The following is a 13,321-nucleotide window of genomic DNA, read 5'->3' on the forward strand; positions in this document are numbered from 1 at the left end:
GCCACCCATCCCGTCTCTGCCCGGCGCCGGCCGGCGGACGATGGCGGGCCCCGTCATCCTATCGACAACGGGTCCCTAGTTTCGTAACCGTTCCACTGCCGTGTCGTGCGGCACCTTCAGTTCAAGGCAGGTATATCGATGGCGAAGAAAGCCCAGAGTTCAGCTCCGACCACCCTTCCGTCCCCTTCCGCTGAGGCTGTCGCCAAGGTCTTCAGCCTGATCCAGGAACATTCCGTGGAGCTGGTGGACCTGCGCTTCACCGACCCGCGCGGCAAGTGGCACCACACCTGCCAGCATGTCTCGACCATCGAGCAGGATACGTTCCGCGATGGTTTCATGTTCGACGGGTCGTCGATCGGCGGCTGGAAGGCCATCAACGAGAGCGACATGGTCCTGCTGCCCGACCCGACGACGGCGGTGATGGACCCGTTCTCGGCCAAGCCGCAGCTGATCCTGATCTGCGACATCATCGAGCCCTCGACCGGCCAGTTCTATAACCGCGACCCGCGCTCGACCGCCAAGCTGGCCGAGGCCTATCTGAAGTCGACCGGCCTGGGCGACACCGCCTTCTTCGGCCCGGAAGCCGAGTTCTTCATCTTCGACAACGTCAAGTTCGGCACCGGCCCGAATTTCGGCATCTACCAGCTCGACAGCATCGAAGGCCCCGGCGCGTCGCTGAAGGATTATCCGGAAGGCAATATGGGCCATCGCCCGGGCGTGAAGGGCGGCTACTTCCCCGTGCCGCCGGTGGACAGCGAGGCCGACCTGCGCGCCGAAATGCTGACCACGATGGGCGAGATGGGCCTGCCGATCGAAAAGCACCACCATGAGGTCGCGCAGTCGCAGCACGAGCTGGGGACGAAGTTCAGCACCCTGGTCGAATCCGCCGACTTCATGCAGATCTACAAATACTGCGTGCACAACGTCGCGCATTCCTACGGCAAGTCCGCGACCTTCATGCCGAAGCCGATCTATGGCGACAACGGCTCGGGCATGCATGTGCATCAGTCGATCTGGAAGGGCGGCAAGCCCGTCTTCGCCGGCAACGGCTATGCCGACCTGTCGGACCAGGCGCTGTATTACATCGGCGGCATCATCAAGCATGCCAAGGCGCTGAACGCCTTCACCAACCCCTCCACCAACTCCTACAAGCGCCTGATCCCGGGCTTCGAGGCGCCGGTGCTGCTGGCCTATTCGGCACGCAACCGCTCGGCCTCGTGTCGTATCCCGTACGCGACCAGCCCCAAGGCCAAGCGCGTCGAGGTCCGCTTCCCCGATCCGACCGCCAACCCCTACCTGGCCTTCGCCGCCATGCTGATGGCCGGCCTGGACGGCATCAAGAACAAGATCCACCCCGGCGACGCCATGGACAAGGATCTGTACGACCTGCCGCCCGACGAGCTGAAGCAGATCCCGACCGTCTGCGGATCGCTGCGCGAGGCGCTGGAGGCCCTGGCGGCCGACCATGAGTTCCTGCTGGCCGGTGGCGTGTTCACCAAGGACCAGATCGAGAGCTATGTCGACCTGAAGTGGCAGGAAGTGTTCAAGTTCGAGCACACGCCGCATCCGGCCGAGTTCGAGATGTACTACTCCGTCTGATTCCGTTCGGGATTGGAGAAAGGGGCGCCGGGACCGTGAGGGCCGGCGCCCTTTTTTTGTGCCGGCGTTCTGTTCTTTTTTGAAAAAAAGAACCAAAAAACTTCTGATTTGTTCAGGAGCCTTTTGCTTGCTCGTGGCGAGGCTACCGACCGGATAAAAGTCTTTTTGCTTCTTTTTCTTCAGAAAAAGAAGAGCTTAGCTCCGAGATCGCTTCTCACCTGCCAGCTCCCTGCGGGACCGATCCAGTTCCTCGCTGTAGCGGCGCAGGGCGTGCTGTTCGGTCAGCATGCCGCGCACCTGTCGGCTCTCTTCGCTATCCACCACCACCAGCGCGTCGCTTTCGGCCTGGGCGAAGCGGGTGATGGCTTCGCGCAGGTTCATCTGCGGCACCAGCATCTGGTCGCGATACTGGGCGAAGCGGGAGAGGGTTTCGTCCGGCAGGGCGGTGTCGACGTACAGGTCGGGCACCAGCACCAGGCCGACATAGCGCCCTGACTGGTCGACCAGCACGATGCGTTGCGCCGAGCCCAGCGGATAGGCCTGGCGGGCGGCCTGCACTTTTGTGTCCTGGCACAGTGTTTTCACGTCGTGGCGCATCATCCGGCCCACGGTCAGGGTGCGAATCCAGCCGACATCGACCGCCGAGCGGATCGACTCCCCGCGCAGGTGGAAGCGCCAGGTGGCGAAGGAATAGCCGAAGGTGCGGCGCACCGTCAGGCTGGCGATGACCGAGGCCACCAGCACGGCGGCGGTCAGGGGCAGGCTGCCCGTCATTTCCAGTGCCAGGAAGACCATGGTCATGGGCGCGCCCACCACGGCGACGGCCATGGCGCTCATGCCCACCAGGGCGCAGAGTTCGGCCGAAAGCGGTGTGGCCGAGATCAGCGCCAGCCCGCCGGCGAAGGCGGCGCCGGTCAGCACGCCGAGATAGAGCGAGGCGAAGAACAGGCCGCCGCGGAAGCCGGCGCCGATCGACACCGAGGAGGCCAGGGCCTTCATGGCCAGCAGCGCCAGGACCCAGCCGGTAGGGTAAGCGTGCTCCAGCGCCACGCGCATGGCCCAATGGCCCGAGGACATGACCGTGGGCGAGACCAGCGCCAGCAGGCCCACCACCAGCCCGCCGACGGCGGGGCGCATCCAGACCGGCAGGCCGGAGCGGCGGAACAGGGCCTCGGCCAGGGTGACGCAATACATCAGCCCCACGCCCAGCAGGGCGGCCACGATGCCGAGCGTTGCGATGGGCAGGTAGTCGTCCACCCGCAATTCGGCGGGCAGGACCACGCTGACGCCGGGGGCTGCGCTGTGCAGCAGGCGGGTCACCCCGATGGCGCAGACCGATGCCGCCGCGACCGGGGCCAGGTTGGCCAGCGAATAGGTGCCGATGACCAGTTCGAACGCATAGAACGCCCCGGCCAGCGGTGCGTCGAACGCCGCCCCGATGGCCCCGGCCGCGCCGCAGCCGACCAGCAGGCGGAGATCCTCCCGCCGGACGCGGAACATGCGGCCCAGGCGCGAGCCGGTGGCGGCGCCGATCTGGGTAAAGCCGGCCTCCAGCCCCACCGAGGCGCCGACGGCGTTGGAGAGCACGGTCTGGAGGGCGACGATGGCGCTGTCGCGCATCGACATCCGGCCGCCATGCAGGGCGTTGGCCTCGATCGGGTCGACCGGGCGGCCGGGGATGCAGCGCGCGACCAGCACACCCAGCAGGCCGAGGACCAGCCCGCCCAATGTGGGCACCAGGAGCGCGCGGAAGGGGATGATGGCGGGCAGGCCCGAGATGCGGCCCTCGCCGGGGGCGGCGAACAGCAGGCGGTGGGCCAGCAGGGTGGCGTGGATCATGGCGCTGACCAGCAGGCCTGCGCCGCAGCCGACACAGGCCGCCAGCACCACCAGCCATAATTCGTCGGCCCGCACCAGGGCGCGCAGCAGGCGGGGGACATAGGGCACCCGCTCGTCGCGTACGCCGCCTTCTGCCCCGTCAGGGGGCAGGAATGCGCCGCGATGGCGGCGCAGATGGTTCAGCAGGCCGAGGGTGGAGGACGGCACGGTCAGGTCACTTTCGCGCGGCGCCCGGTGGCCGGTAACGTGCGGTACCGGGGCGCCCGTAGCGACTATTTGAAGTGATGGGCCTGTCGGATCAACCGGAATTCCGCCCTACCATGCCGGACCGTCGCCCCGCGCGGCCCCGATCGCGGAGAAATGCCCGTGTCCCCTGCCCTGCCCCCCACCATGCGCGCGGTGATCGTGCATGAGCCCGGCGCGCCCGAGTCGATGAATCTGGCCGACATCCCCCTGCCCGTGCCCGGACCGGGCGAGGTGCTGGTGCGGGTGCAGGCGGCGGGGGTAAACCGGCCCGACCTGATGCAGCGCAAGGGCCAGTATCCGCCGCCGCCGGGTGCCAGCCCGATCCTGGGGCTGGAAATTGCCGGCGAGGTGGTGGCGAAGGGGCCGGACGCGCCGGACTGGCCCATGATCGGCACGCCTGTCTGCGCGCTGACCAATGGTGGGGGTTATGCCGGATATTGCGCCGTGCCCGCCGGGCAGTGCCTGCCCTGGCCGGACGGGTTCGACGCCATCCGCGCCGCCGCCCTGCCGGAGACGTTCTTTACCGTATGGTCGAACCTGGTCATGACCGCGCATGTCGCCCCCGGCGAAACCGTGTTGATCCATGGCGGGGCGGGCGGCATTGGCACGGCGGCGATCCAGACCGTACGGGCGCTGGGTGCCGTGCCTTATGTGACCGTGGGGTCGACCGAGAAGGCGGCGCTGTGCCTGAAGCTGGGGGCCGAGGCCGCGATCGACTACCGGGACGAGGATTTCGTCGCGCGGATCGACGAACTGACCGGCGGGCGGGGCGTGGATGTGGTGCTGGACGTGATCGGCGGCCCGTATCTGGACCGCAACCTGCGCTGCCTGGCGCCGGGCGGGCGGCTGGTGATCATTGCGCTGCAAGGCGGGGCCCGCGCGCAGGAGGTCGGTGTGGGCCGTATCCTGACCCGTCACCTGACAGTGGCCGGCACCACGCTGCGCCCGCGCGACGGAGCGTACAAGGCCCGGGTGGCCGATGGCCTGCGCGCGGTGCTGTGGCCCCGACTGTCGGATGGGACGATCGCGCCGCTGATCCACGCGACCTTTCCGCTTGCCGAGGTTGTGGAAGCCCATAAGCTGATGGAATCGGGCAGCCATTCCGGCAAGATCGTGCTCGACCTGCGTTAGTGTTATAACATCGGTCGCGCCAATCCCGGCCCATCGCGGACTCCTGCGCGGAACAAGGTGAAGGACCATGCCATCGTGCTGCTGAACGTCATCGCGCGTGGACCCGAGGATGTGTCGGACGCCGCGTCCGCCCGTCCGCCCATCGTTCTGCTGCACGGCCTGTTCGGGCGTGCCCGCAATCTGGGCTTCTTCCAGCGACGGCTGGCCCGCACGCGGCGGACTCTGGCGATCGACCTGCGCAATCATGGCGACAGCCCGCACGGGCCGATGGACTACAACACCATGGCCGGGGACCTGCTGGACACGCTGGCCCATCACGCAGCCCTACCCGCGACGCTGGTGGGCCATTCGATGGGCGGCAAGGTGGCGATGACGCTGGCACTGACCCGGCCGGGCATGGTGCATAGCCTGGTGGTGGCGGACATTCCGCCCGCCCGCACCGGGCACGGGCAGTTCTCGCTGGGCGAGCAGATGCTGCGGGTTCGGTTTCCGCATTATCTGAACCGGGCGGAGGCCGATGCGCTCCTGCTGCCCGAAATCCCGAATGCCGATGTGCGGGCGCTGATGCTGCAGAATATCCGGCTGGGCGAGAATCCGGGATGGGTCATCGGCCTGAAGGATATCGTGGGCTCGATGACCAATATCGAAAGCTGGCCCTATATCCCCGAGGGCTACACCTATCCCGGGCCGACGCTGTTCCTGGCCGGTGGGAATTCACCCTATATCCGGCGGGAGCATTATGGGGTGATGCGCCGGCTGTTCCCCAACTACCATCTGGAACTGATCGAGCATGCCGGCCACTGGCTGCATGTCGAAAACCCCACCCGGTTCGCCGCGCTGGTAGAAGATTTCACGAACCGGTACTAAGACCCTGATTGAAAATGTGGGCTGGTGAGCGAGAGCGGCCCGTCAGGGCCGCGCCCGGCGTGGGTTTCCGAGCACCGAAGCGGAGCGGCCTTGATGGCCGTGCGCATCGGAGCACAGGAAACACGCGTCGGATCGCCGCCAGCGCGCATTTTCAATCAGGGTCTGCTACGCGGCCTTCGCGGCCTCGGCGGCGCGCCATAGATACCAGGCGGCGGCGGAGCGGTAGGGGCTCCAGTCGCGGGCGATGGCTGCCAGGGCGGCCGGGCGGGGCTGGGTATCCAGCCCCTTGATCACCCGCCAGCCCTCGCGCACGCCGAAATCGTCGACCGGCATCACATCCGTGCGCCCCAGCGAGAAGATCAGCAGCATTTCCACCGTCCAGCGCCCGACTCCGCGCAGGGTGGTCAGGCGGGCGATCAGGTCGTCGTCGTTCATCGACTCGGCCTCTTGCCGGGAGGGGACGGTGCCGTCGAGCCGGGCCTGGGCCACGCCCTGGATCGCCCGGATCTTGGTGCCGGACAGGCCGCAGGCGCGCAGGTCGGCTTCGGAGAAGGCCAGCAGCGTCTCCGGATCGGGGAAGGTGCCGCCGGCCAGGGCCACCAGCCGCCCGAGGATGGCCAGAGCCGCCCGGCCGTGAAGCTGCTGGTGGGCGATGGCGTTGACCAGGGCCTCGTAGGGTGCGCGGCCGGCCTCGACCCGCAGGCCGCATGGCCCCACCCGCGCCACCAGGGCCGCGAGGTCGGGATCGGCGGCGGAGAGGTGGGCGCGGATGGCGCGGTCCTGCGCCGGAGAGGGAATGGAGGATGTCATGATGGCCGGGAGCTTAGTGCAGAGAGGGGCCGACCGTTAAATCGGCGTGGCGCCGCCGTGACGGCGGTGACAACATGATACGATCTCATGACGGCATGGTATCATGACAACGGGGCCGCCAGCGGCTAGGGTCCCGAGAGACCACGCGCCGCAGGCGAATACGCGGAGACTCCCGGCACTTCATGACGGTGACACTCAGTCCTTCCTCCCGCCATCGCCAGGCCGAGGAGCCCGTCCTGATCCCGCGCGGGGATGTTCGGGGGCGTGTGGCACGCCTGCCCGAGCCGCCCGAACGGCCCGACGGACGCGAGGGCCTGCGCCCCGAGCTGGTCGGCCGCCCGGAGGGCTATCGCCCGCTGAAGCAGAGCGGCGCGCCGATGATCCGGCCGGATACGGTGGCCGAACCGGGGGTGACCACGGTTCTGGCGGTGTCTGCCGCGCTGCATCTGGTGTTGCTGGCGATCATTCTGCAGGCGGCGCGCCACCATGCCGGGGGATCGGCCGCGCCCGAATCGCAATCGGTCGAGATGATGTTCACCCCGCCGGCCTCCAGCGGGCTGCAGGGGCGCAATTCGCCCGACCAGGCGGGAGGCAGCGGGTCGCAGGCCAAGCCCACGCCGACCACGCCGCAGCCGGACCAGCCGCAGCCCAGCGATTCCTCGCCCTCGCCCAGCGTGCCGTCGCCGCAGACGCCGGCGGCCCCGCCGCTGCCGCGTACGCCCTCGGACCAGACGCTGCCCGACCAGCCCTCGACCGCGCCGCCCAACCCGGCGATGCAGAGCCCTGGCCAGGCCGAGCACCCGACGGCGCACCCCACGCCGCGCCACACGCAGACCGCCCGGCAGCGCACGCCCAGCCGTGCGCCCTCGCCGTTCGATCATCCGATGGATCTGTCCTTCGCGCCGTCGCCGGGGCCGGTGCGCCAGCGGCGCGGGCGGGCGGGCGGTTCCGGCGGGCCGATCGACCTGTCGGTGGGGCCGGTGGTGCGCAACGGGCAGTTGAACGCCCCCTATTCGAGCCAGACGCAGGTGCGGGGCGTCAGCGAGGATTATGGCGAGGAAATCGACCGCTGGATCCGCAGCCACATGTATTATCCCGAGGAGGCCGCCCGTGCGGGCGACGACGGGGCCTCGACCGTGCATGTGGTGCTGGACCGCAGCGGGCGCGTGCGTGGAGTACGCCTGACCGGCCAGTCGGGCTCGTACTATCTGGATGCCGCGACCACCGGCATGTTCCATGGGGCCGAGCTGCCCCCGGTGCCGCCGGACATGGCGGGTGACCATTTCGATATCGACGTGACGATCAACTATATCCTGATCCGGCGCTGACCCTGCACGAAGGGGGTGCCGGTCGGGGCGCCCGCAGCGGAAGGAATGGCGCATGACTGACGATTTTGCCGCGATCCGCGACCGGGTGGGCACGGATTTCGAAACGTTCGACGATGCCGACGCGGCGGTGCGGCGCATTGCCGAACTCTATGAATCGGCCGTGCATGAATTGCACGCGGCCTTCGGCCGGCGGCAGTCGGCCGGGCCGGTGGTGCCGACCTATCCTTACCTGGCCTTTGCCGTCAGCAGCGCGCCGCTGGCCGAGGATACGCGGCCGCCCTTCGACGTGGTGCTGGAGCCGGGATTCTACGGCACCACCCTGACCCGCCCGGAACTGTTCCGCGATTACTGGCGCGAGCAGATCGGCATCCTGCTGCATCATTACCGCCAGCCGGTGCTGGTGGGGCGGTCGCGCCGGCCGATCCCGCTGCCTTATGTGATGGAAGAGGCGGTGACCGCCATCACCGAGGATGACCTGCGCCTGTTGCAGCGCCATTACGCCCTGCCCGACCTGCACGCCACCGACGACAGCATTGCCAATTGCGCGCTGATCCCACGCCCGGACGAGCCGCGGCCGCTGTCGCTGTTCACCGCCGAGCGCACCGATTATTCGCTGGCGCGGCTGCATCATTACACCGGCACCGCGCCGCGCCATGTTCAGCGGTTTATCCTGCTGACCAACTATCAGCGCTATGTGGACGCGTTTCGCGATTATGGCCGCGCGCAGGTGGATCTGGGGGGCGAATATGACCGCTTCGTGGAGCCTGGCGACCAGGTGCATCGGCGCGGCGATGCGGCCCGGCCGCCGATGGCCGGATCGCTGCCGCAGATGCCGGCCTATCATCTGTGCCGGCCGGATGGTGACGGGATCACGCTGGTCAATATCGGCGTCGGGCCGGCCAATGCGAAGACCATTACCGACCATCTGGCGGTGTTGCGGCCGCATTGCTGGCTGATGGTGGGCCATTGCGCAGGGCTGCGGCGGACGCAGCGGCTGGGCGATTATGTGCTGGCGCATGGCTATGTGCGCGACGACCATGTGCTGGACGACGATCTGCCGCCCTGGGTGCCGGTGCCGCCGATCGCCGAGGTGCAGGTGGCGTTGCAGGATGTGACGGCGCGGGTGACCGGGCTGCACGACTCCGAACTGAAGACGCGGCTGCGCACCGGCACGGTGATGACGACCGACAACCGGAACTGGGAATTGCGGCTTCGCGCACTGTTCACGCAGATCAACATGTCGCGATCCATTGCGGTGGACATGGAGTCCGCGACCATTGCCGCCAACGGATTCCGCTTCCGCGTGCCGTACGGCACGTTGCTGTGCGTGTCGGACAAACCGCTGCATGGCGAACTGAAACTGCGCGGCATGGCCAATGCCTTCTATCGCGAGCGCGTCAGCCAGCATCTGACGGTGGGGATCGAGACGATGCGCCAATTGCGCGCGCAGGGGGTGGACCGCCTGCATTCGCGCAAGCTACGCGGGTTCGACGAGCCCCCGTTCCGTTGAAAGCGTCGCCCCGGGCAAAGCAAGGAAAATAGTGCGTGACCGATCCAGACCAGCAATCCGCCGCCCCCGTGCCCCCATCCGGCCAGCCAACCATCCGCGTGGTGGCGATGCCGGCCGATGCCAATGCGGCGGGCGATATTTTCGGCGGCTGGCTGATGTCGCAGATGGATCTGGCCGCCGGCACCGCCGCCGCCCTGCGTGCCCGGGGGCGCTGCGTGACGGTGGCGATCGACAAGGTGATCCTGCACCAGCCGGTGCTGATCGGCGATGAGGTGAGCCTGTATACCGACATCATCCGCACCGGCCGGACCTCGATGTCGATCCATGTGCAGACCTGGCGCCGGGCGCGCCATTCGCATGAGACGGTGAAGGTGACGGAGGGTGTGTTCACCTTCGTCGCCATCGACGATGAGCGCCGCCCGAGACCGCTGCCGCCGGAGACGCCGCGCTGAGGGCGGGTTAACCTGATGCCGATGCGCCGCTGGACGGACCGGCGAATGGTGCGGCCTCGGCGCTGACCGGACCGTGAGGTCGCCACAAGCGGATCGGTCTCGGGGCGATCTGCCAGAAGCCGAGAACCCCCATCCCATGGCCCAGGCAGCGCATTTGCCGCCATCGTCTGGCGGCATCTCCCATGGATTCTTCCGGGACTGTCTTCATGCGAAGGAAGACGGCCCCGGGATGGTCATGCGGAGCCGGTGGGCATTATCCAACGCCCAACCCATACCCCCCATTGCAATAGACCAGAGGGTTTACCGCCTCGCCGTGCCAGGCGTTCGTCACCGTTCCGACAAGGACCTGGTGTGTAAAACCGTCCAGAACGTCGTGCAACGTGCAGAAGATGTTGGCCTCGGCATCAACCAGATAGGGTGTACCTTCAGCGTTGACCGCCCAGTTGCCGGTAGCGAATCGATCCGCGCCGGGATTCGCGCCGCTGAATTCCCGCGACACATCCTCGTGCGACGCCGACAGTATATTCACGCAGAATGGAGAGTTTGCGAGTATCGGCTGAAGGACGGAAGATTTCTTGTTAAGGCTGACAAGAATGGATGGAGGATCGAAACTGACCGATATCATTGACGTTATCGTAATTCCGAACCTCCCCCCCTGATGCCCGCATGTAATGACCGAAACGCCTGCCGCCAGCCTTCTCATGCTCCGGCGAAAATCATCAAACCCGACAGTGTTCATAATGTTCTTCACTCCCTGAACATCCGGGCGGCCGGTCTTGAGACGGAAGAGTCCAGACAGGCTCGCCGGATGCCCGACATCCATTAGAACGAGGCGTTCACGCGGCCGTAATAGTAAGCCCCGGTGAAACTGACACCGGCGGCATTGGTGTCATAATAATTCTGGGACCCGAGATAGGCGAACTCCGCCGGGACCCGCCGAGGGCGCACATTGAACACATTGTTTGCTCCGACCGCGAAATGCCAGTGCCTGTTCAAGCGATATCCGACTTCGAGATCCGTAACCCAGAGCGGCGTATTCTTGAACTCACCGAAACATGTGTTCGAATATTGAAGGGCGTTGCCGTCGAGCGAACAGACCAGGTTCGCGGGCGTCTGATCCTGATAGGTGAGCATTGACGTGGTCTCGCCATACCGTGTTTCGCGCACGTTCACGTCCCACTGTCCGACCGTCCAATAGGCATTGAGGATGATCTTGCTGCGTGGGGCCCCGGCCGTGAGATAGTTCGCGGTTTGCTGATTCAGGTCCGGCAGGCCCTGCGCCGTCGTATTGATATGGGTCACGCGCGTCCGGTTGAGATTCAGCCCCATGCTCAGGGCCAGACTTCCGTACCGATGCAGCTTCACCATGTAATCTGCCATGATGTCGAGACCCTGCGTCCGGGTCGACCCTACATTCGCGAAATAATTGACGCTGACGGCGTCGGTCGTCAGACCTGATGGAAGGGTCGCGCCTGTCAGGCCGATGGCGTCGATCGCGGCCTGCCCGTTTACCGAACCGCCGCCCGCGATCCGATCGCGGATATCGATCTGGTATGCGTCGACGGATACGTGAAACCCATCGACTGGCTCCATCACAAACCCGCCTTCCACACTGGTCGAGCGTTCCGGAGACAGGTTCTGCGCGCCGACGGACCGGCCCGCCGCGCTCGTCGTCGCAAGCAGGCCGACCGCATTGGTCGGTCCGACATTGAGGGCACTGAAATGCTCTTCGGGAAGGGTCGGCGCGCGGAAACCGTTGCTGATCGTGGCACGGACCGCAAAACGCTTCGAAACATCGTAGCGTGTCGAAACCTTGCCGTTCTCAGTATTGCCCGCATCGGTGTAGTGCTCGAACCGGCCGGCAAAATCGAGATCCCATTTCGGAAGAATATGGAAATCGCCATCCATGTATCCGGCCCACACGTCGCGGCCCCAGTTTCCGGCATTCTCGGGCATCATGCCCGCGCGGGCCTGGGTTCCACCCAGTTCATATGACTCTGCTTCACCGGCCTTGATCTGATAGGTCTCCAGCCTGTGCTCGGCACCGAAGGCGAACGTCACCGGCACCGTGTTGGCAATCTTCCATGCCCGACGAAGGTCGAGATTATTGGTCCATTGGGCCAGCCGGTAGGAGCCGAGAAAGGCGCTGGTCGGCGTGTATCCGGTGGCATCGTACAGATCGACGTTGGCGGTGTTCTTGTTCCCCATATCATCTTCGTCGGCGCCGTACGTCGTGCTCAGATCCCAGTGGAAGCCGAAGAAATTATCGCCCTTGAGGCCAAGCGTGGCTGCATAGTCATTTTCCTCGATCGTCTCCAGGGGCGAGAAGCCTGCCGGATAGATCGCGGGCAACCGGGTAGGGGTACGATAGTTTTCATACCCTTCCGAATGGCGATGCGCATAGGTGATCAGACCATATCCGGCCACGCCCTCCGTCAGGGTTTTTCCGAAATCGATACTGAGATTTTCTCGTGTTTCTTCCGGCGAGCTCATGATCTGATTCGAATTCTTCGGAAAATCGACGCCCGGCGTATACTCCGAACTTCCGCGCACGGCCCGAATATCCGTAGTCTTGACCACCATGTGGTCGCTATGTGTCTCCTGCCCGGCAATATGGACGTAGCCGTCGTCGCCGAAATGGAATCCCCCATCGATGCCGACCTGATACTGCCAGCCATCCCCATTATAGGCATTGGCTCCGGTCTGGCCCGTGATATTCAATCCGTGGTCCGTCTTTTTCGTAATGATATTGACCACGCCTGCAATCGCATCCGACCCGTACATCGCTGCCGCGCCGTCGCGGAGAATCTCGATGTGGTCGATGGCATTTGCCGGGATCATATTCAGGTCGACCGGGGTGGAACCTTCCTGCGGTCCGGTATTGGTCGCGATGTTGGCGGTCGTATGCCGCCGTTTGCCATCGACCAGAACGAGAACTTCGTTGGGATTGAGGCCACGCATACGAATCGATGACGTCAGCGCGCCCGTATCGGTTCCCAGCGCCTGTTCGGTGATCGACGGATCGCTGCGCACCAGCGCATCGGCAATATTCACCTGCCCGGATCGCATCAGCGTGGCTGCGGTAACCACCGAGATCGGCGCCGTGGAATCGCGCGCATGCTTGTTGAAGGCATGCGTGCCGGTGACGATGACCGCTTCGCCCGCCGTTCCGGCCGAAAGATTCGCCTTCTGCCCCGCAGACGAGACAGATGGAGCCGGAATCATTTTCGGATTCGCGGTCCGATCCGTCTTCGTTTTATATTTGACGCCATGAACGGCATCTGGTGAAGAAACGGATCCGTCCGCCGTCTTGATGGTCTGGGCACCGGCAATGGGAGATCCAAACGGCAGAACCAGGATGACGGCAGCCACATACTTCTTTTGCGATAGCATGATATTACCCCAAATTGCCATAAATCCGTCAGGTATCCAGGAGGGCAGTGTAAGACGCCCTGGCTACCCCGGGCCGGATTCTCATTGTTATCGTTGGTCCTGAAGCCGGGCCGGCTTCATGAACCGCAAACCGAAAAACAGGCGCC

The 13,321-nt window shown here is 65.5% G+C and carries 10 protein-coding genes; 6 read left to right on the top strand and 4 right to left on the bottom strand.

Annotated features, from left to right (window positions below):
• The first annotated feature begins 138 nt into the window (after nt 1-138).
• A complete protein-coding gene (gene glnA, locus HLH35_RS16595) occupies nt 139-1,599 on the top strand; it encodes a type I glutamate--ammonia ligase (RefSeq protein WP_182980205.1) in 1,461 nt (486 codons plus the stop codon).
• Nucleotides 1,600-1,794: 195 nt separating this feature from the next.
• Here the strand turns inward: glnA and HLH35_RS16600 are convergent, their stop codons facing one another.
• Nucleotides 1,795-3,645: a chloride channel protein gene (locus HLH35_RS16600; protein ID WP_408870136.1), complete on the bottom strand. Its 1,851-nt coding sequence runs from the start codon at nt 3,643-3,645 to the stop codon at nt 1,795-1,797.
• A 183-nt stretch (nt 3,646-3,828) separates the two neighbouring features.
• Here HLH35_RS16600 and HLH35_RS16605 point away from each other — a divergent pair, with 183 nt between their 5' ends.
• The gene (locus HLH35_RS16605; RefSeq protein ID WP_182980247.1) at nt 3,829-4,815 is read left to right on the top strand and encodes an NAD(P)H-quinone oxidoreductase; all 987 of its coding nucleotides are present in this window, start codon (nt 3,829-3,831) and stop codon (nt 4,813-4,815) included.
• 75 nt (nt 4,816-4,890) lie between these two features.
• Nucleotides 4,891-5,682 carry an alpha/beta fold hydrolase gene (locus HLH35_RS16610; protein ID WP_182980248.1) on the top strand — a complete coding sequence of 264 codons (792 nt, stop codon included), beginning with the start codon at nt 4,891-4,893 and terminating at the stop codon, nt 5,680-5,682.
• A gap of 165 nt (nt 5,683-5,847) precedes the next feature.
• On the opposite strand, the gene HLH35_RS16615 is transcribed toward HLH35_RS16610, so the two are convergent.
• Nucleotides 5,848-6,492 (bottom strand): DNA-3-methyladenine glycosylase family protein, encoded by a 645-nt coding sequence (locus tag HLH35_RS16615; RefSeq protein WP_182980206.1) that lies wholly within the window; start codon nt 6,490-6,492, stop codon nt 5,848-5,850.
• 182 nt (nt 6,493-6,674) lie between these two features.
• Between HLH35_RS16615 and HLH35_RS16620 the strand changes: the two genes are divergently transcribed.
• The 3 genes from HLH35_RS16620 to HLH35_RS16630 all read left to right on the top strand — a co-directional run bounded on the left by HLH35_RS16620 (nt 6,675) and on the right by HLH35_RS16630 (nt 9,782).
• Nucleotides 6,675-7,820 (top strand): energy transducer TonB, encoded by a 1,146-nt coding sequence (locus tag HLH35_RS16620; RefSeq protein WP_182980207.1) that lies wholly within the window; start codon nt 6,675-6,677, stop codon nt 7,818-7,820.
• Between the two features lie 52 nt (nt 7,821-7,872).
• A complete protein-coding gene (locus HLH35_RS16625; protein ID WP_182980208.1) occupies nt 7,873-9,330 on the top strand; it encodes an AMP nucleosidase in 1,458 nt (485 codons plus the stop codon).
• 107 nt (nt 9,331-9,437) lie between these two features.
• Nucleotides 9,438-9,782 (top strand): acyl-CoA thioesterase, encoded by a 345-nt coding sequence (locus tag HLH35_RS16630; RefSeq protein WP_182980249.1) that lies wholly within the window; start codon nt 9,438-9,440, stop codon nt 9,780-9,782.
• Between the two features lie 253 nt (nt 9,783-10,035).
• Here the strand turns inward: HLH35_RS16630 and HLH35_RS16635 are convergent, their stop codons facing one another.
• Nucleotides 10,036-10,605 (bottom strand): flavin reductase family protein, encoded by a 570-nt coding sequence (locus tag HLH35_RS16635; RefSeq protein ID WP_182980209.1) that lies wholly within the window; start codon nt 10,603-10,605, stop codon nt 10,036-10,038.
• Nucleotides 10,605-13,196: a TonB-dependent receptor plug domain-containing protein gene (locus tag HLH35_RS16640; RefSeq protein WP_246385175.1), complete on the bottom strand. Its 2,592-nt coding sequence runs from the start codon at nt 13,194-13,196 to the stop codon at nt 10,605-10,607. Before HLH35_RS16640 ends, HLH35_RS16635 begins: the two co-directional genes overlap by 1 nt.
• Nucleotides 13,197-13,321: the final 125 nt, after the last annotated feature.

Origin of the sequence: Gluconacetobacter asukensis (genome assembly GCF_014174375.1) — a bacterium.
GTDB classification, from domain to species: Bacteria; Pseudomonadota; Alphaproteobacteria; order Acetobacterales; family Acetobacteraceae; genus Gluconacetobacter; species Gluconacetobacter asukensis.

Coding starts and splice junctions, on each gene's coding strand:
- glnA (WP_182980205.1), top strand. CDS start 139: ATGGCGAAGAAAGCCCAGAGTTCAGCTCCGACCACCCTTCCGTCCCCT.
- HLH35_RS16605 (WP_182980247.1), top strand. CDS start 3,829: ATGCGCGCGGTGATCGTGCATGAGCCCGGCGCGCCCGAGTCGATGAAT.
- HLH35_RS16615 (WP_182980206.1), bottom strand. CDS start 6,492: ATGACATCCTCCATTCCCTCTCCGGCGCAGGACCGCGCCATCCGCGCC.
- HLH35_RS16620 (WP_182980207.1), top strand. CDS start 6,675: ATGACGGTGACACTCAGTCCTTCCTCCCGCCATCGCCAGGCCGAGGAG.
- HLH35_RS16625 (WP_182980208.1), top strand. CDS start 7,873: ATGACTGACGATTTTGCCGCGATCCGCGACCGGGTGGGCACGGATTTC.
- HLH35_RS16630 (WP_182980249.1), top strand. CDS start 9,438: ATGCCGGCCGATGCCAATGCGGCGGGCGATATTTTCGGCGGCTGGCTG.
- HLH35_RS16635 (WP_182980209.1), bottom strand. CDS start 10,605: ATGGATGTCGGGCATCCGGCGAGCCTGTCTGGACTCTTCCGTCTCAAG.
- HLH35_RS16640 (WP_246385175.1), bottom strand. CDS start 13,196: ATGGCAATTTGGGGTAATATCATGCTATCGCAAAAGAAGTATGTGGCT.